21 protein-coding genes are annotated in these 18,316 nt (G+C 39.2%); 11 read left to right on the top strand and 10 right to left on the bottom strand.

Going from position 1 to position 18,316, the window contains the following annotated elements; all coding sequences use genetic code 11:
• Positions 1 to 7: 7 nt before the first annotated feature.
• On the top strand, positions 8 to 496 hold the full coding sequence (locus AWW68_RS08530) for a hypothetical protein (RefSeq protein ID WP_068219424.1): 489 nt from the start codon (positions 8 to 10) through the stop codon (positions 494 to 496).
• A 48-nt stretch (positions 497 to 544) separates the two neighbouring features.
• On the opposite strand, the gene AWW68_RS08525 is transcribed toward AWW68_RS08530, so the two are convergent.
• Positions 545 to 2,917, bottom strand: a complete 2,373-nt coding sequence (locus tag AWW68_RS08525) for an endonuclease MutS2 (protein ID WP_068219422.1) — start codon at positions 2,915 to 2,917, stop codon at positions 545 to 547.
• On the bottom strand, positions 2,917 to 3,270 hold the full coding sequence (locus tag AWW68_RS08520; RefSeq protein ID WP_157717580.1) for a DUF4296 domain-containing protein: 354 nt from the start codon (positions 3,268 to 3,270) through the stop codon (positions 2,917 to 2,919). The genes AWW68_RS08525 and AWW68_RS08520 overlap by 1 nt, the downstream gene beginning before the upstream one ends.
• Before the next feature lie 143 nt (positions 3,271 to 3,413).
• On the opposite strand from AWW68_RS08520, the gene AWW68_RS08515 reads away from it, so the two are divergent.
• The 3 genes from AWW68_RS08515 to AWW68_RS08505 are packed head-to-tail and all read left to right on the top strand — an operon-like array spanning position 3,414 to position 6,220.
• Positions 3,414 to 4,292: a DUF58 domain-containing protein gene (locus AWW68_RS08515; protein WP_068219414.1), complete on the top strand. Its 879-nt coding sequence runs from the start codon at positions 3,414 to 3,416 to the stop codon at positions 4,290 to 4,292.
• A complete protein-coding gene (locus tag AWW68_RS08510; protein ID WP_068219405.1) occupies positions 4,285 to 5,178 on the top strand; it encodes a hypothetical protein in 894 nt (297 codons plus the stop codon). The genes AWW68_RS08515 and AWW68_RS08510 overlap by 8 nt, the downstream gene beginning before the upstream one ends.
• A complete protein-coding gene (locus AWW68_RS08505) occupies positions 5,171 to 6,220 on the top strand; it encodes a VWA domain-containing protein (RefSeq protein WP_068219403.1) in 1,050 nt (349 codons plus the stop codon). The genes AWW68_RS08510 and AWW68_RS08505 overlap by 8 nt, the downstream gene beginning before the upstream one ends.
• Here AWW68_RS08505 and AWW68_RS08500 read toward each other — a convergent pair.
• From AWW68_RS08500 to AWW68_RS08490, 3 genes are read right to left on the bottom strand one after another with little or no spacing between them, the layout of a single operon-like run.
• A complete protein-coding gene (locus tag AWW68_RS08500) occupies positions 6,217 to 6,813 on the bottom strand; it encodes a DUF6992 family protein (protein ID WP_068219402.1) in 597 nt (198 codons plus the stop codon). The genes AWW68_RS08505 and AWW68_RS08500 overlap by 4 nt on opposite strands.
• Before the next feature lie 49 nt (positions 6,814 to 6,862).
• Entirely contained in the window at positions 6,863 to 7,498 is a 636-nt protein-coding gene (locus AWW68_RS08495; RefSeq protein WP_068219399.1) for a LysE family translocator, read from the bottom strand.
• 10 nt (positions 7,499 to 7,508) lie between these two features.
• Positions 7,509 to 9,053, bottom strand: coding sequence for a GH3 family domain-containing protein (locus AWW68_RS08490; protein ID WP_068219396.1), 1,545 nt, complete (start codon positions 9,051 to 9,053; stop codon positions 7,509 to 7,511).
• Between the two features lie 115 nt (positions 9,054 to 9,168).
• On the opposite strand from AWW68_RS08490, the gene AWW68_RS08485 reads away from it, so the two are divergent.
• Together AWW68_RS08485 and AWW68_RS08480 are read left to right on the top strand one after the other, a co-directional pair.
• Positions 9,169 to 9,843: a YggS family pyridoxal phosphate-dependent enzyme gene (locus tag AWW68_RS08485; RefSeq protein WP_068219394.1), complete on the top strand. Its 675-nt coding sequence runs from the start codon at positions 9,169 to 9,171 to the stop codon at positions 9,841 to 9,843.
• Position 9,844: 1 nt separating this feature from the next.
• Positions 9,845 to 10,225 carry a DUF423 domain-containing protein gene (locus tag AWW68_RS08480; protein ID WP_068219391.1) on the top strand — a complete coding sequence of 127 codons (381 nt, stop codon included), beginning with the start codon at positions 9,845 to 9,847 and terminating at the stop codon, positions 10,223 to 10,225.
• Here the strand turns inward: AWW68_RS08480 and AWW68_RS08475 are convergent.
• Positions 10,218 to 11,621 (bottom strand): ATP-dependent DNA helicase, encoded by a 1,404-nt coding sequence (locus AWW68_RS08475; RefSeq protein ID WP_068219389.1) that lies wholly within the window; start codon positions 11,619 to 11,621, stop codon positions 10,218 to 10,220. The genes AWW68_RS08480 and AWW68_RS08475 overlap by 8 nt on opposite strands.
• Before the next feature lie 85 nt (positions 11,622 to 11,706).
• Here AWW68_RS08475 and AWW68_RS08470 point away from each other — a divergent pair, with 85 nt between their 5' ends.
• From AWW68_RS08470 to coaD, 4 genes are all read left to right on the top strand, one after another.
• Positions 11,707 to 12,201: an NUDIX domain-containing protein gene (locus AWW68_RS08470; protein ID WP_068219388.1), complete on the top strand. Its 495-nt coding sequence runs from the start codon at positions 11,707 to 11,709 to the stop codon at positions 12,199 to 12,201.
• A gap of 79 nt (positions 12,202 to 12,280) precedes the next feature.
• Positions 12,281 to 12,859, top strand: coding sequence for a hypothetical protein (locus AWW68_RS08465; protein ID WP_068219385.1), 579 nt, complete (start codon positions 12,281 to 12,283; stop codon positions 12,857 to 12,859).
• 3 nt (positions 12,860 to 12,862) lie between these two features.
• On the top strand, positions 12,863 to 13,726 hold the full coding sequence (locus tag AWW68_RS08460) for a DUF3822 family protein (RefSeq protein WP_068219383.1): 864 nt from the start codon (positions 12,863 to 12,865) through the stop codon (positions 13,724 to 13,726).
• A gap of 22 nt (positions 13,727 to 13,748) precedes the next feature.
• Positions 13,749 to 14,204 carry a pantetheine-phosphate adenylyltransferase gene (coaD, locus tag AWW68_RS08455; RefSeq protein WP_068219380.1) on the top strand — a complete coding sequence of 152 codons (456 nt, stop codon included), beginning with the start codon at positions 13,749 to 13,751 and terminating at the stop codon, positions 14,202 to 14,204.
• Here the strand turns inward: coaD and AWW68_RS08450 are convergent.
• A complete protein-coding gene (locus tag AWW68_RS08450) occupies positions 14,192 to 14,875 on the bottom strand; it encodes an NUDIX hydrolase (RefSeq protein WP_068219378.1) in 684 nt (227 codons plus the stop codon). The genes coaD and AWW68_RS08450 overlap by 13 nt on opposite strands.
• 98 nt (positions 14,876 to 14,973) lie before the next feature.
• Between AWW68_RS08450 and pyrE the strand changes: the two genes are divergently transcribed.
• Positions 14,974 to 15,624: an orotate phosphoribosyltransferase gene (gene pyrE / locus AWW68_RS08445; RefSeq protein ID WP_068219376.1), complete on the top strand. Its 651-nt coding sequence runs from the start codon at positions 14,974 to 14,976 to the stop codon at positions 15,622 to 15,624.
• A gap of 210 nt (positions 15,625 to 15,834) precedes the next feature.
• Here the strand turns inward: pyrE and AWW68_RS08440 are convergent, their stop codons facing one another.
• Genes AWW68_RS08440 through AWW68_RS08430 form a run of 3 tightly spaced genes read right to left on the bottom strand, consistent with a single transcriptional unit; the run spans position 15,835 to position 18,301 of the window.
• Positions 15,835 to 16,617 (bottom strand): TIGR02757 family protein, encoded by a 783-nt coding sequence (locus tag AWW68_RS08440; protein WP_068219374.1) that lies wholly within the window; start codon positions 16,615 to 16,617, stop codon positions 15,835 to 15,837.
• Positions 16,618 to 17,538 carry a LysM peptidoglycan-binding domain-containing protein gene (locus AWW68_RS08435; protein WP_157717579.1) on the bottom strand — a complete coding sequence of 307 codons (921 nt, stop codon included), beginning with the start codon at positions 17,536 to 17,538 and terminating at the stop codon, positions 16,618 to 16,620.
• Positions 17,525 to 18,301, bottom strand: a complete 777-nt coding sequence (locus AWW68_RS08430; RefSeq protein ID WP_157717578.1) for a DUF4905 domain-containing protein — start codon at positions 18,299 to 18,301, stop codon at positions 17,525 to 17,527. Before AWW68_RS08430 ends, AWW68_RS08435 begins: the two co-directional genes overlap by 14 nt.
• Positions 18,302 to 18,316: the final 15 nt, after the last annotated feature.

Genomic DNA, 18,316 nt, shown 5'->3' with positions numbered 1-18,316 from the left:
TAGACTAATGAAAAGATTTAAAAGCTACTTCCTTATCCTTAACATAATAGGCTTAGCCGTTTTAACATCTTGTGGTGGTGGAGACGGTGGTGACGACACACCTCAACTAACCCCAGAAGAACAAAGAATAGTAGATCTTGCCGGTTCTTCTTCTGGTATAACTTGGGCAACCACTTCTGTTACTTTTGACGGTGCAAGCTCAAACTTCTTTAGCGACTTAACCCTGACCATAAGAGGAAACTCTTCAAGCAAAACCTACATTAGCGCAAACGGTTCTCCACTATGGGGAGCAAATGGAACTTGGGATTTCAACGGCACCAACCTAAATGAAATCATATTCGATAGTGACAATGGCAATGTTTATACCATAAGCCTTAACACAAGCGCCACTCCTTCTACCCTAACTATGACTGTAAATTACACAGCAAGTGGCGGAGTTGCTGCAGGAATTAATGGTGCTAACGGCACTTACGTTTTCAATATGGAAGAGCAGTAGAAAGAATTAAAACTACGGTAAAGGGCCTCGATGAAAATCGGGGCCTTTTTAGTTTAAGCTCACTAAGGTAACTCCAGCACCTCCTCTATCGGCATGTTCATCTCTAACCGAAGATATTTCTTTATAAGACTTTAGAAGCTCCCGAGTTACTTGTCTTAGAACTCCATTTCCTTTTCCATGAACTATCTGAAGCTCGTTAACTCCAAGCATAATAGCTTCATCCATCCAAGTACTTAGGGTAGGTATAACCTCTTCTGCACGCATACCTCTTAAATCTATTCTCGGGTTGAAATCCGTTTGTTTAGAAACGTAATCGAAGCCAGAAAAACTTTTGGTCTTGCCTTGGTCTTTGTAAGCCTTTCGGTTCACTTTTTCGAGCCTATTTAAACGGACAAAAGAAGTGAGTTCTCCAATGCTAAGCTCTGCATCTTTGCCCTTGATATTGACTACTTGCCCAACAGTATCTTGCCCTTTGAGCTGAACATAATCTCCTATCTTAATTTCATCAGATTTAGCCTGAGCCTTTTCAAATTGCTCCTTAACAGCGGTCTCTTGTTTCAGTTTATCAAGTCTTTCTCTTTGTTTTTTAACGGCCTCTTTCTCCGCTTTCTTTTCCTTGATTTCTCGAATAACACGCTCTACTTCTTTATTGGCATCTTTCACAATAGCATTAGCCTTCTGCTTAGCTTCATTAATAATCTTCTTCTCTTGGTTTTCCAGATGAGATTTTAACTGTGCATACTGCTCTGTAAGTTCTTCTAACTCCTTTTCTCTTGCTGTAATTTTTCTTTCAGCCTTGTCTAATTCTGTTTGCTGCAATTGAAGTTGTCCGAGCATCTGATCGAATGAAACTTGCTTAACACCAATTTTCTTTTTGGCATTGTCGATAGTTCTATTGGGCAGACCTATTTTACCAGCAATTTCCAAAGCAAACGAACTTCCTGGCTTTCCAATTTCCAGTTCATACAAAGGTTGCAACTTCTTTAGGTCGTAGCGCATAGCACCGTTCATCAACCCCTCACGCTTATCGGCAAACTCTTTCAAGTTACCATAGTGAGTAGTGATTACCCCCATACCTCTACTTTCTTTGAGTTCCATTAGAATAGACTCGGCAATGGCTCCACCATATTGCGGCTCGGTTCCTGTTCCAAATTCATCTATAAGAAAGAGACTCTTCTTATTTACATGACCCAAAAGATGTTTCATGTTGATAAGATGAGAGCTATACGTACTTAGATCGTTCTCTATAGATTGCTCATCTCCAATATCTATAAACAAGTCCTTAAACATGGTAAAGGAAGAAGACTCATTCACTGAAACCAAAAGTCCACACTGCAGCATGTACTGCAACAACCCAACGGTTTTAAGGCAAACACTCTTTCCTCCAGCATTTGGACCAGATATTAAAAGAATACGCTGATTTGGCTCTAAGAAAATGTTTAATGGAACTACCTCTTTGCCTAATTCTTTATGCTTTAAAAGCAGCAGAGGGTGCTTAGCAACTTGCCAATTGAACTCCTTCTTCTCAGACCACTTTGGTTTACAAGCATCAATCTTAAGCGCAAAACGTGCTTTAGCTCGGATGAAATCAACCAAGCCAAGAAACTGCATGTATTGCCTCAAATTCTCAATTTCTGGCCTTAAATAGCCAGTTAACTCCATGAGAATTCGAACTACCTCTCGCTGTTCTGCATATTCAAGCTCCTGAACCTCATTATTTATAGTGAATACCTCAGTTGGCTCAAGATATACGGTTTGCCCAGTAGCAGACTCACCATGAATAAACCCTTTAACCCTACGTTTATACTCTGCCAAAACCGGAATCACCATCCTGCCATTTCTGATGGTCACGGAAACATCGTCTGGAGTAAATCCTTCCTTCTTGGTTCTGTTGATAATGTTATCTAAAACCCTTCTTAGCCTTTGCTTTTCTTCTAGAATACCTTTTCGTATTTCATAGAGCCTGTCAGATGCATTGTCTTTTAGCTTTCCCCTTTCATCAAAAACACGAGCTAAAGACCAAAGCAAGTCTTCATCGAAAACAATAGGGTATGTGAGTTCGGAAAGAACGGGGTATTCTTCGCGCTTTTCTTGAAAAAAATCTAGACAGTTATTGAGTGTTTTGAGACTTAGAATAACATCAAACAACTCTTCTTCTAGCAGATACGAATTGTCTACTCTAATTTTTCCGAAGAGTGGGGCTAAGTCTATATAGTTTGAGTTTGGAAAAAGCTCCTCAGAAGAGATGATTCGAACAAACTCATCGGTCTGACTCAACCACATCTCTACATTATTTTGATCTGCAGAAAATCTGACCTTATCTACAAAACTCTTTCCTAATTTACTTTCGCAGGCCTCTTTTAGTAACTCTCTAATTTTATCGAAACCGAGTTTAACTTCTAGATTGGAGGGGTATAGCATTAATAGTTGTCGCTGAATTGTTTAGAATTTCTGGCTTTAAGACTGTCTATTACAATGTCCGTTACGTCTAAATAAAGCTCAGGATGTTGTAAGTAGTAGTTATAGCTTTTTACATAACTAGCAGAGTCTACACCATGTTCCCGAAAGATTCTTTTTTCCAAAGCTTTGTAGACAGCATCAGCAGAATCTAGCCCCATAGACACCGAACCTACCATTCCTTCTGCAATTCGGATATCTATTAAAAGATCTACCATTTGCTCTTGAGTGAGTATACCATCGGGCACGGCAGAGTCATCACTTTTACAAGAGAATAAAAAAAGAGCAACCGTCAGTAAAAAAAGCTTTTTTGCCATATTGTAAGCCACTTATTTTCGCTTTTGTAGCTAAACGACTGGCAAAGGTAAGGGTTATGTTCGAAGCAATCTTCTTATTAACCAAAATTAAGACAGCTAAAATCGGTCGAAAATCAAATTAATGATATTTTTAGGCCTTCATTATGGAGCACATCATTTCCAAGCTTAGGAAGTACGAGATTCAAATCAGAAAAGCCATTAACTCTAGAATGCAGGGTGACTTCCACTCTATATTCAAAGGTTCGGGCTTAGAGTTTGATGGCGTGCGCGAATACCAGTATGGTGATGATACCAGAACCATAGACTGGAACGTATCGGCCAAAGGTCATGGTACTTTTGTAAAAACCTTTAAAGAAGAAAAAGAACAAACCGTTTTCTTCTTGCTAGATGTTAGTGCTTCTCAAGAAATAGGAACACCTGGCGCTCAAAAGGTAGATGTTGGAAAAGAAATTACAGGAGTACTTACACTAGCTGCAGTAAAGCAACAAAACCGTGTTGGCTTGCTGACCTTTTCTGATCAGAAAGAAAAGTTCGTTAAGTCGGGAAAAGGCATTAAACATGGCTATGCCATAATTCACGAGCTTTATAATCATACACCTGAGTCTACCAAAACCAACATAGATCAGGCTATTAAAAAGTCTTTGGAGATCATCCATAAAAAAAGTGTGATCATTCTGGTTTCTGACTTTATTGATGAAGGGTACGAACAGAGCTTGAGATTACTGGCCAACAGACATGATTTAGTTGTTCTGCACTTAAAAGACGATAGAGAAACCCAATTACCAAACTTGGGGATTGTACCTATCTATGACAAGGAAAGTAAAAAGACCATTTGGGTAAACACTTCCTCTAAAGATTTCCGTAAGAAACTCGAAAAAACTTACACGGTTAATAAAGGAGAGCTTGAAAAGTTTTGTAGAAAAAACCAAATCAACTACCTGGAGATCAACACAAAAGACAACTACGTTCCGCAATTGATAAAACTATTTAAGATCAGAAACAAATCGATGAAACGTGATTAGAAGGGTAAGTGTATTTCTGATTTTTTGCTTCTATTTAGTGACTTTCGCTTTTGCCCAAGACACTAAACCTAATGGCTATTTCTTAAAAGATAGCGTTAAAATTGGCGAACCTGTTCCCTATTCACTGAGCTACAAAGACAAGAAGAATAGGCCAGTTATTTTCCCTGACTCATTATTCAGCTTTGCACCTTTTGAACTAATAGATAAAGCATATTTTGATACGCGTTCAGACAGCATAAACAGTATTGATAGTGCTGTTTATTACTTAGCTACTTTTGAGATAGACACCGTGCAGAGTCTATCCATCCCTGTTTTTGTTTATACAGGTAAAGACAGCATTCCTATTTTTAGTGCTAAAGATTCTATTATTCTGAATCAGGTGGTCACTCAAATGCCCGACACTGTTAACCTTTCTGAAACAAGAGCTTTTCAACCTGTATCTCGTCAATTCAACTACCCTTATTGGATTATTGGCCTGATTATACTCGGTGTTATTGCTATTGTAGTAGCAGTTATTTGGGGTAGAGAAATTACCAAACGCATAAAACTCTACAGGCTTAAAAAGAAGCTTGAGAAATTTCAGCAAGAATTCGATCAGGAGATTGAAAGCATTTCTGCCGATACTGAAAAGACCAAAATTGAATCTTTGTTAAAGTTTTGGAAGTCTTATATGGAGTCTTTGGAGCAAATGCCTTACACAAAGCTCACTACCAAAGAAATTATACAGATTCAGAAAAATTCTTCTTTAGAAGAAACATTAAAGTCTATAGATAAAAACATTTATAGCACTATAGCGGTAACCGCTTTGCAAAACGATTTCGAGTATTTGAAAGACTACTCGGTAGATAGATACAACCATGTAACGGAGGAGATTAAGAATGCTTGACGAGTCGATTTATAATTGGTTTTCTTTGGAGTGGTTCACTCCTTCAGCGTTCAAATCGTTTGATTGGGCACACTTTTTTGTGTTCTACGCCATACCATTGGTTATACTCTTATTCCTTCTTAAGTGGCTAATCGGTACTAAGGTAAAGCAAAAGCTACCCGTAGCTCTTCCTAAAAGAGATATAGAAAAGCATTGGACAGGCTACTTAAGAATTATTCCAAACCTATTAAAAGCGCTTGCGCTTTTAATGCTTCTGATAGCTCTAGCCAGACCTCAACGAACCAATGAGATGGTTGAGCAATGGTCTGAAGGCATAGACATTGCCTTACTCATAGACATCTCTGAATCTATGCAAATAGAAGACTTTCAACCTAATAGGTTGGATGCTGCTAAAGCTACAGCCAGAGATTTTATAGCAGGCAGAAACCAAGACAGAATTGGCTTAGTGATTTTCTCAGGAGACGCTTATTCTTTATCTCCACTCACTACAGACTATGAGCTTCTCTATAAATTCATAGAAGAAGAGATAGACTTTAATAAAATTGAAAATAGAGGAACCGCCATTGGTAGTGCTATTGCCGTGGGGACCAACAGAATGAGAGAGTCTGATGCCGCCAGTAAGGTAATGATCTTGCTCACGGATGGTGACAATACTGCTGGTAATATTGATCCGATAACTGCTGCAGAATTAGCTTCTGCTTACGATATAAAGATTTACACCATTTGCGTGGGCAAAGAGGGCAAAGTACCTTATGGAAAAGACTTTTTTGGCAGAACTAATTATGTAGAAAACACCGTAGATGAGTCTAACCTGCGTGAAATTGCAAAAATTGGTTCTGGGCAGTTCTACCGAGTTTCAGACAATGCTGCACTCCAAAATGTATTCGACATGATTGATGAATACGAGAAGGCTGAAATCAAAGAGACTCGATACAAGAACACCACCGATTTCTATCCAATCTACTTGAAGTGGGGCATCCTGTTCTTCTTAATGTTTATGCTTACTAAAAGCACATTCATTAGTAACATATTGGAAGACTAGAACCTCCAGACCAAACCAACACTATTCGGGCTCAGCTGAACATGGTTCAAAATATCCGTAAGCTGATTGCTCTTGGATTGAAGAACGGAATACAGAATTATGTCAAAAGCTAACAGAAACCCTCCTTGGAGAATAAGTGAGCGACCATAGCCTCTAAGTATACCTCTTTTGCCTTCCCTGTTCTTGGCCATTTCCTTCATCAAAAAACCACCAGTAATATATGCTACATCTAAACCTGCATTCATTAAAAGCACCTTCCCCATTTGATGATATTCACCTACTGTTTCGGCTAGGTTTAAAGTAGAAGGATCGGTAATCAAAGAATGCCTTAACCCTGGTATTGCCAAGCCCAAGTTCACCACATTCCAAAAAATATTCATCCGGTAAAAGTGTCCTTGCTCATTGGAAGAAGGGTTGCTCAACAGAACTCCATTGGTACCGAAATTAGCTAGGGCCCAACCTCCTAACACCATCATCCCAACTTTATTGATCTGTAGTCGCTCCTGATTGAAGTTTCCTAGCTCTTGTTGAGCCAAAGTATCTAGCGTAAAAAGGAATAGAAGTGCGAGTGTAAATAAGAGTTTACGGTTCATACTTTTGGGGTTCACATGAACCTAACCCAGAATTAAGGAAAGGGTTCAGTTAGAATAATTCTATACCGTAAGCCACTAAAACAAAGTTGAACAACCTCAAACTGAAAAGAAGAAGGGCTATTCCAACCACTCTGTTCATGATTTTCATAAACCGTGGAGTAACAATTTGGCTCAATTTAGTGGCGAAGTAAGACTTGAGTACATCTACCAAGAAAACCGTGGCAATTAGCACAACAAAGAAGGTTATAGCCTGATTGTTATTGTACTCAAAATCGAGAGTAACCTTACTTATAATACCTAACCAAAAAAGCAGAACAAAAGGATTGATACCATTGAGTAAAAAGCCTTTCACTATCTGTTGAAACCACTTTGTATCTTCTTGATGTAGTTGCTTCAATCCCTTTTTTGGAACGGGCTTAAACAGGTAGATTACACCAAAAATGAGCATAATAACTCCGCCAACCCCACCAAGCCACATGTTGAACTTAGGATTCTCTACAAACTGAGAAATACCCAAATAAGTAACTACTATATAAAAGCTATCACTGAGGGCTATGCCAATGGCCATAAAGAAACCCGACCAGAAACCCTTTTCAATTGAATTTTGAATAAGTGCAAAAAATACTGGCCCAATGAGCACACAAAGTAATAGCCCAAACAAAAAGCCATTAATGATTACATCCATGTCTTTTCCGTTAGGCTTCTTGCTTCAGGTAAGAAAGCCAGCTTTCTAGTTTTTCTTTCTTTAAGACTCTTGGGAATTTAGTTTGGCCGCCTTCTTTGCCAATAGACTTCATCCAGCCATAGAACACTTCATTAGGCAAAACCTCCAAATAAATATTCTTGAGGGCGTGCTGTCTTTCTACAGCGTAATCGTCATTCAGGTCTTTTAGATAGGTATCAATTTTCTCTTTGAGAATCTCCTGATCTACTATGCCGTCTACACCAACATACCAATGGTGGGCAAAAAGACTTCCGTCTGGCAAACCTGCGACAGTAAACTCTTTAACAATTATATCTAAGTCGTTAGCCGCTAGCTGCACCGCTTTGTTCATATTGTCAACAGAAAGGTGCTCTCCACATAGGCTTAGGAAGTGCTTGGTTCTTCCGGTAATAATAATTTCTGAATTATGCTTATCAACCACCTTTACGGTATCTCCAATCATATATCTCCATGCACCTGAAACTGTAGAGATCAACAAGGCATATTCTTTATTCTCTTCAGTCTGATCGAACATTAGAGCCTCTGCATCGGGTCTTATATGGCCGTCATCATCAAAGTTCTTTTCATTAAATGGAACAAACTCATGAAATATGCCCCCATTGAGCATTAGCCGCATAGACTTTTTATCTGGAGAGTCTTGAAAAGCAATAAAGCCTTCAGAAGCCAAATAGGTTTCTATAAAATGGATAGGATGCCCCAAGAGCTTATCAAAGCCCTTTCTGTACGGTTCAAACGCCACACCACCGTGAACATAGGCATGAAGGTTCGGCCAAATCTCATGGATATTTTTCACTCCATGTTTTTCAATAATACGCTCCATCAAAATGGTAACCCAGGCAGGTACACCTGCAATCATCCCGATATTCCATTTGTGGGCATTTTCAACAATCTCTTCTAGCTTCGTTTCCCAATCTTTCTGCTTCTTTATTTTCGGACTCGGACGAGAAAAACCCTGAATCCACAAAGGCAACTGACCTGTAGTTATACCACTCAAGTCGCCATAATAGAAATTGCCAGAAAAGTTGAGCGATGTACTTCCTCCCAGCATCAGCATTCCAGACTGAAAGAACTTATCGGGCAAATCGTATTTACCAAGGGTATAAATATGCCTAGTGCCTGTCTTCCTAATCTGACGGATCATGTCTTTGGTAACAGGAATAAATTTGGATGATGCCCCCGAAGTACCAGAGCTTAAGGCAAAGAACTTAGTTTTCCCAGGCCAACTAATATCTGGCTCTCCGTCTCTAGTTTTATGCCACCAATTATCATTCATAGAATCGTAATCATGAATGGGCACATTGGCCTTGAATTGTTCGTAAAAATCGTGCTGACCATGACTCCTGAACTTTTCTAGAATAGACATAAAATCGTATTCTCTTCCGAACATGGTGTTTCGGGCACTAATTAGAAGTTTGGATAGTTCCTTTTTCTGTAGATCATATGGAGAGGTATAATCTTGCTCAAGAGTTTCTCTAAGCTTAATACCTTTCTTTAAAATCGATCCGATTATCGGCATATACTACTTTGGGTTTATTAAACAGTTAGCATAAACAGGTGCTTTTATGCTAAATTGCGCGCCATTCTGGTAATCAAATATAATAGAAATCTAAACGCTACCTTAATTGAGCCACATGAGTATTGCAGAGAACATTTCAAAATTCAACCAAGAAATAGCCCCATTCAATGCGCAACTCATTGCCGTAAGTAAGACTAAGCCTAATGAAGATTTGTTACAGGCCTATGAGGCAAATCAAAGAGATTTAGGGGAAAACAAGGTTCAAGAACTTACTAGAAAACATGAAGAATTGCCCAAAGACATTCGCTGGCACATGATTGGGCACCTTCAACGAAATAAAGTAAAGTATATCGCACCTTTTGTTCATCTTATTCATGCTGTAGATAGTTTGAGGCTTTTAGTTGAAATTAATAAGCAAGCAGAGAAGAACGAGAGAGTAATTAACTGCTTACTTCAGGTTTACATTGCCAAAGAAGAAAGCAAGTTTGGCCTAGATGAAAAAGAGCTGGAAGAGCTTCTAAACTCAGACCAGTTTGCCGAACTAAATAACATTAAGGTTGTTGGCCTTATGGGTATGGCAACGAATACTGACAATGAAGAGGTAGTTAGAAAAGAATTCAAAAGCCTTAAAGCACTATTCGAAGAATTGAAAAATAAATACAACTCTGATAAGATTGAGTTGAAAGAGCTTTCTATGGGCATGACGGGTGATTATAAAATAGCTTTAGAAGAAGGCAGTACCATGATTAGAGTTGGTAGTGCTATCTTTGGCAGCAGAAACTATCAATAGTATGTCAGCAAAACTCATCATTATAATTGCCGGAATATTTGGAGCACTAGCCGTAGGCCTAGGTGCCTTTGGTGCTCACGGGCTAGAGGCTACCCTAACCGCCAACGGCAGGTTAGACACTTACGAAACAGCCGTTAAATACCAATTCTATCATACTTTAGCTCTTCTGCTCACAGGCATATTATTAATGAACATCAACCATGATTACTTCATTTGGGCATCGTGGAGCTTCATTATCGGAATGGTCATTTTTTCTGGATCGCTCTATATACTTAGCCTAACTAATGTTACCTGGCTAGGAGCCATCACTCCAATTGGCGGCCTGGCCTTAATTGTGGGTTGGGTATTCCTGATCTTAGGTGCTAGTAAAGCGGCTAGCTAAAAAAGTCTTTATTAAAGTTTACCAGATAAAGTTCCTTTGTAGCTCTGGTAATTGCAGTATAAAGCCACCTGAGGTATTCGTGGTTTACCATTTCTTCTGTCAAGTAGCCTTGGTCTACAAAGACAGCCTGCCACTGCCCTCCTTGCGACTTATGACAGGTGAGGGCATAAGCAAATTTGATTTGAAGGGCATTGAGGTACGGATCGTTTTTAATGGCTTTAATTCTTTCAGCCTTGGTGCTCAAATCAGCATAATCTGCCACTACCTGATCGTACAAATTCTTGTATGCTTTGTCGTTGAGAGAGGCTTCAGCAGAATATAGCGTATCCAATACTACTTTGGCTTCGAAGGGTTCTTGATCAGGATAATCGAGCAATCGAAGGGTCAGATTAGCGAACCTCAGATCGTACAACTCTTCAAACCGACTGATCTTCATTACCTCCACAAAATCGCCATTAGCTAAAAAACCGGCAGGTGTGTTCTCAGGAAGGAAGTGATAATTATTTCGGACAATCATCAATATATCTCCTGCTTCAATTTCATCTTCCCTGTACTGAATAGCTCTTCTTATATATTGATTATACTGAACTGCATTCTTATTGCTCCTGCAAATAATTGCAGTATTCTCTACTCCAAATTTATCGTAGGCATAGCGCAATCCGTCTTCAAGCTTTTCGCCAGTCATTTTAAATACATCAGTAAATCGACTTGTGGCTAATGATATCTTGAAGTCATTCTGAGCCAATTCATTCCTCAATTTAGTTGCATTGAAGAGAATACCGGAGTCAATATCTTGCCTCATCACCTCTGTAAGTTCAATAGCCTGAACATCTGCTCTGAAATTCCCTTGAAGGTAATCTCGTTCCAATGCAGGGCTTTCTAATGTACCAACAGGCGGAAGCTGTGCTGTATCTCCAATTAGCAGTAACCTATTTCCTTCTTGCGAAAAAACGTAATCGATCAAATCTGAAAGCAACCCTTTCTTTCCATAGTCTGAAGCATTGGAAATCATGGAGGCCTCATCTACAATAAAGAGTGTATTCTTATGATAGTTAGATTGTCTTTTAAACTCTAACCCACCACCTGGCTCAGCAGTTTGCTGAAAAACCTTCTTGTGAATAGTAAAAGCAGTCCTTTTACTGTACCCCGACATTACTTTTGCTGCCCTACCCGTGGGCGCCATTAAAACGTATTTAAACTTAAAAAATGGCAACATTTTAACCACTGCACTAACCACAGTGGTTTTACCTGTACCAGCATAACCTCTTAAAACCAAAACAGGCTTCTTCTGCTTGTCGTCTAACAGAAAAGAATCGAATAGCCTAAACAGCTTCTTCTGCCCTTCTGTAGGTTCAAAAGGAAATTTATCGATAAGTATTTCTGAAGGTTTCGCCAATTCGGTTCAAATCTTAGTTCGCTCTTAATACCTTTAAGCCAAGGCACAATATGCAAATATATCTTTCGCCTCAAAGCCCAAAAGCATGAAGGACAAAATTCAGCAAGAAATCAGAGAACAGTTTGGGGAAAAACTCAGAGTTAGAGTTTGCGGCATCTGTATCGAAGAGGAAAAAATCCTGCTGGTTCATCATAGATCGTTAGGCAAAAATGGCTCTCTCTGGGCTCCACCAGGAGGCGGCATGCACTTTGGCGAAGATGCTAAAAGCGCTCTGAAGAGAGAGTTTAAAGAAGAAACTGGGTGTAATATTGATGTTGAAGAATTTCTTTTTGTTCATGAATACTTAGACCCTCCGCTGCATGGAGTTGAGCTATTCTTCAAAGTAAAGATAGTCTCTGGCACTCTCACACTTGGCAGTGACCCGGAGATGTCACCAGACAGTCAGCTACTTACGGAAATTGGCTTCTTCGACTTAACAACATTACAAAAGCAAGATTTAATGAGTTTACATTACGTTTTGCAGAATACTAAAAGTTTAAGCGGTCTGATTAATCAAAAAGGTTATTTCAAATTTCATTAATTATCCATAAAATAGCGGTTCGAATAACTATGGATTACCTAAAATATTAGTTACTTTTAAGCAAAATTCAACCTCCAAGATGAACCTAACTAAAATTCTTACAGTCGTATTCTTCGTAGTAGCGATTGGCGTTGGTTACTTATTATATGATGGCGTAAATACTACCATTGAAGAAGCCAAAGAAATTGAAAGAGTAGAAAAGCAAGTGATCGCAAAACTTGAGAAAATCAGATCTGCTCAAGAAGCGCATTTAGCTACTTATGGTGACTATGCCGACACATGGGAAAAGCTAATTGCCTACGTTGATACAGGAAAAATTTACCTGATCACCAGAACTGAGGAAATCATCATGAAAGCTTACCAAGAGGAAGAGTCTGTTTTCACTTATGACACCGTTGGTGTAAAGAATGTGAAAGACTCATTGTTCTCAAGAAATTTCGATGCTAGAACTCTTCCTGAGCTTCCTCATGCTCCAGGAAAATACTTCTCTTTATATGCTAAAGATTCAGTGAGAAGTGGAGTAGCTGTAGACTACATTGAAGTTGTAGATACATATCCTTTCGACAGAACAAGAACGGAGGATCATGATATTGAGCAAAGAAGACCACTTAGATTTGGTTCCAGAACAGACATTACCACTGCCGGTAACTGGAGATAAGCTGTGCGCCTAGCAGATACAACTCAGATAATATCAATAAAAGACGAAAGGCTAGATATTGACAAGATTAGTCAATATCGCCTTTCGTTTTTTGTTTCTAACACCGAATGCCAGATAGCGGTATTTGATGTTAAAAAAAGGCACTTACTCCTTTTTGAACACTTAGAGTTCAACCCAGAGAAATCTATTACTCAAAACCTTCAGGTGCTCTATGACGAGCATACCTTGATTGCCGCAGGCTTTTGGAAAGAGATACAGGTATTTGTAAGAAATAAGCAGTTTGCTTTAATTCCAATTCCAGTATTCGATAGGTCGTTGGCTAGCCAATACGTGAGGCTAAACGAAGTTATTGATGAGAAAAAAGATGAATTCCACTACAAGCTTTTAGATGAAGCCGGAGCCGCAGTAGCCTTTGGTTATCAGTCAGAAATAAGAGCTTGGTTCAGAGAAAAGTATCCAAAGCTTTCTTTATACATAAATCATCAGTCGGTAGCGTACCTAAAAGGTATTCAGGAACAACTAAGATCCAAAACACCTGCTAGCTTATACATAAGCTTAAACAACAACGAGGCTCAAATTGTAGGCTATAACTTTCAGCGTTTAGCCATTTACAACCAATTCAGATTCTCAGATGCTACCCATTTAGTTAAACTAATGCTGCTTACCATTCAGCAGTTTAGTACTGAAGGTCAGCTTACGCCTATTGTCTTGCATGGGGTTAAGGAAAAAGTAGACCTAAACATGCCTGTTCTTAAAAAGTATTTCAAGCACATTGAGTTAGGAAAGAGACCTGAAGGCATACTGATTCATCCGGTATTTAACGAACTGGAAAATCAGGAGTATGTAGAAGTTTTAGCCAACCTCTAACGATTTTCCTTAGTTTTATAACATGAAGCAGATCGCTCTATTCCCCGGGTCGTTCGATCCATTTACCAGAGGCCATGAAGACATTGTACTTAGAGGACTCAAGATTTTCGATGAAATAATAGTTGCTATTGGCTTTAACAGCCAAAAGAACAAAAGATACTTCGAGATAGATTATATGGAGCAGAAGATCAACGAGACATTTAAAGACATACCAGAAGTCTCGGTGATTGTTTACAGTGAGCTTACAGCTAGTTTGGCCTCTAAACTTAATGCTAGCGCTATTTTAAGAGGCTTGCGTAACACAACTGATTTTGAATACGAAAACAGTATTTCTCAGGTAAACAGAGACCTGAATAAGGAACTTGAAACTATATTCTTAATTACTTCGCCAGAATTGGCAGCGGTGAACTCTTCAATTATCAGAGAAGTACACCGCTATGGTGGCAACATAGATAAATATATACCTTATACACTCTGAGGTTTCTTAAGCTTTTTGAACTTATCATAAACATGGTTAATGGACTTGTAAGTATTATACATAGCCACGTTTAACTCCTTCTCGTTCATCCAGCGTACTTCATCTATATCTTCTTCTAACTGAGGTTTCATATTCGAATCATCGATAGAATCCATCAAGTACCAAGAAGTCTTTTTCAGAATACTCTTATCTCCTTTTGTGTAGGTGTGCCAAGTAGTGCAAATCTTTTCTTTTACCTTAACTCTTACATTGCACTCTTCCTGAACCTCTCTTTTGGCTCCTTCTACTGAAGACTCTCCCTTTTCTATCTTACCTTTTGGCAAATCCCACAAGCCAAGTCGGTGAATCATTAGCACCCCCTTTTCAGAAGTAACCACTCCCCCTCCAGCTTTAAGAATTTTGAACTTGCTCTTAATATAGTCTACGATTTCTTCGTAGTTCTTGGCTTCAACAGTTATTGAGTCTAAGCTTTTCAGCTTCTTATTATGAAGAATAAAGAGAATTGACTTGATGGTACTGTAATTGGAATTTCGGATGAGCAACCTTCCCTGAAACATTCGCTCATTGATCAGCAAATCATCATCTTCAATGACATGGTCAAACTCAGTCTGATTTCCTACCTTTTCAGGTCTCTTTATTCGTAACGGCTTGTCTTTTATATATATCCTCATTGAGGGAATAGATTCGGGGTCAATATCAAAAAAAAATCTTGAACAAGGCGAATGATATTCATGCCAATTTCAGAAAAAAAATCTACTAACTTCGCGCTATGCAATTGAACGAAGCCGATAAAACGACTGCCCTAAAAATTGCCTCTGACCTTCTTTCTATTGAGGCGATCAAACTTAGTATTGATAATCCTTTCACTTGGAGCTCAGGGTGGAAATCACCGATATACTGCGATAACCGCATGTCTCTTTCTTACCCAGAAACTAGAACATTCATTAAGAACGAGTTAGCTAAGGTAGCCAAAGAGAAATTCTCTGGATATGAAGCTGTAGCCGGTGTAGCAACTGCAGGTATTCCTCAAGGAGCGCTTCTGGCCGATTTGTTGGAGGTGCCGTTCATCTATGTTCGATCTAAGCCAAAAGGCCACGGTATGGAAAACCTGATTGAAGGAAAGGTGGACCCCGACAAAAAAGTACTGATTGTTGAAGACTTGGTTTCTACTGGAGGAAGCTCACTAAAAGCTGCTGCTGCACTTAGACAAGCTGGCTATGAAGTAGTGGGCATGCTAGCCATCTTCACTTATGGCTTTCCTTTAGCCGATGAAAACTTCAAAAACGCGGGCGTTACCCTTCATTGCTTAAGCAACTACAGCATTATGTTAGAGCAGGCAATTGAAATGGGCTATATTACTTCGGAAGATGTAGCTTCTCTTGAAGAGTGGCGAAAAGCCCCTGCTCTTTGGAGACAGTAATTAATTCGGCAATGTACTAATTGGTGATTTGAAGGCTAAGGCTTGCTGTGCTCTGAGTTTACTTATTACTGAATAGCCCCTTAGAAATTTCGTAATTCGTAATTCGTAATTCGTAATTCGTAATTCGTAATTCGTAATTCGAAATTCGTAATTCGAAATTCGAAATTCGTAATTCGAAATTCGTAATTCGAAATTCGTAATTCGAAAATTTTAATATTTCTCCTCCACTCCTAATCCGAAAAGAGCAAAGTCGTATTTCACAGGGTCAATTGGGTCGAATTCTTTAAGGTTGGCTGTTAACTCCATGGCCATTTGCCAGTCAGTTTGCTTTCTAGTGATCAGGTAAAATCTACGTGCTACGCGCTCCACATGCACATCGCAGGGACAGACTAATTGAGAAGGTTGAATACGCTTCCATAATCCGAAATCAACTCCCTTATTATCTTGCCTAACCATCCAGCGCAGGAACATATTAATCCGCTTGCAGGCAGATTTTCTAGCAGGCGTTGCAATGTGCTTCTTCGTTCTATGAGGAGCATTTGGCAAAGAGAAAAAGTCTTCATGAAACCTTACAAGACCTTGCTCAACACTCACATCTGCTGATTGAATACCTTTTAAAAAAGCATCTTCTAAGCTATCGTGTTGTTGATAATAGTTTTTGAAGAACTCAACGAAGTAAAGTGTATCGGTATCATTAAAAGTTCGGTGCTTGAACTTCAGTAGAGCTTTTAAGTCATTCTCCGAGTGATTTAAAACAAAGTCATGAGGGCTGTTATCCATCAATGCGAATAACTCATTGCATTTGTTGATGATTGTCACTCGTTGCCCCCAAGCCAAGATAGAGGCCCAAAAACCTGTTATCTCAATATCTTGAGGCTTAGTATACTGATGTGGAATAGATATCGGATCGTTCGGAATGAATCCAGGTTGATTATACTCTTCAACCTTACTATCCAAAAAATCCTTAAGGTTATCGAAAGACTCGAAAGCCATTTACTTGAAGTAATTCAGCTTAACTCTGAATCTTTTATCTACTGCTTTTAGATGATCATAAGCCCTTTGGTTCAACTTAATAATCACGTTTTCGTTTTCCGAGGTTTCAGGAATTGTACCGATAACTCGAACATACACCGTCAAATCATTCATCAGATTCTTCACCTTAATCACGGTTCCTACCTTGGCAGTTCTATGAAGTGCGAAAAACTTACTCGATGGCTCTGACTCTTGAATAACCTCAGCAATTCCTTCGGTTTCTTTGGGCTCAAAAGGAGTACCAGGATAGTTTACATCTTCTGGCACTTCTACAGATTCTATTTCAGTATTAGACTGCGTGTTTACCTCAGGGCTCGATTGAAAAGGCTTATCTGCCACCTTAACAGAGTCTGGTACATTAATTCCTTTAGGAGCAACGGTTGTACTTTCTTCTACCGACTCTTGCTCAACCATTTCTTCTTTAGGCTGCTCAACGGCCGTAAGCACCTGTCTCCTGATAACAAGACCTTGACCGAGATTGATGGCGTTAGAACTCAGTCCATTCCAAGCTTTAATGTCAGAAACTTGCACATCGTATTTTCTAGCGATAGCAAAAAGTGTTTCCCCCGCCTTTACTCTATGAGTAATTTCCTGAGTTTGCGAAGTAACCTGGGCGTCTGGCGAAATCAGCACTCCACCGTAAGGTATTTTCAAAGTTTGGCCTATCTGCAAGCCATTGGCCAAAACAGGGTTAGCTGAATTTATTTCAGAAACGGTTGTCTTATATCTTCTAGAAAGAGAATAAAGCGTTTGCTGAGGTTTCACTTTATGAATCACAAAAACCTTATCTCCCTGCCTTTCAATGCCAAGCGAGTCAGATTGCGCAAAACTTAGGCTCACAAACCCCACCAAGCATACAATTATGTAGTTAATTCTTCTCATCAATACTATAGATATTCAACTCGTTCTTTCCTGTAACAAATATAAGTGCGTCTTTGACTATAAAAAAGGCACCAGACACTAAGCCCTTCACTCCTGTTTCAAGGTCTTTTTGCAAAAGCAAATCTCCTTGTTGGTTAAAGACGCATAGTGTTAACGACTTCATTTCATCAATGACATGATTTGCAGCAATAAATATTAGACTGTGCGATTCTAAATAGTCACAGCTGCCAGCCATATTAATATTCGTCTTGAGCTTCAAAAACCTAGCCAGCGTATCGAAGTGCTTACTTTCAGCCTCATAATGAATCGGGTACTCAGTCAGTTCATTAGAATCACTAATCGACATAACCTCATCCCAATCTTGTTGCTCAATATTGAAAATAAGCTGCTGATCGTCATTATAGTTCAAATAAAGCTGATTGCCTTTAACACCTGTAAGTCTCACATTTTCTATCGACCACAAAGATTCTTTAGTTTCTAAGCCGAAGCCAAAAACAGTTCGGTCATCAATATTCTGACTGTCTTCGAACTTCTGAAAAACCACCATACTCTCCGTCATGTGATAGGCACTTACCCACCACTCATCTTCGAACTGTAGCCCTTCCCACTTCAACTCATTGGTTTCAATGTCTATCAAAGCGAACTTTGACTCCAACGCATCATTATCTCGAGAGTTTACTAAAACTAGATTTGCGGCCGATTTAGTCTCCCAAATAGGAGCATCGAAGCGGTATGAAAATTTTGAGTTTAAAACCGAAGACACAGGCTTTCTTTGTAA

Source organism: Roseivirga spongicola (assembly GCF_001592965.1).
GTDB lineage: Bacteria > Bacteroidota > Bacteroidia > Cytophagales > Cyclobacteriaceae > Roseivirga > Roseivirga spongicola.
Note: the sequence above shows the minus strand (reverse complement) of the source record. Positions and strands in the feature narration are given on the sequence as shown.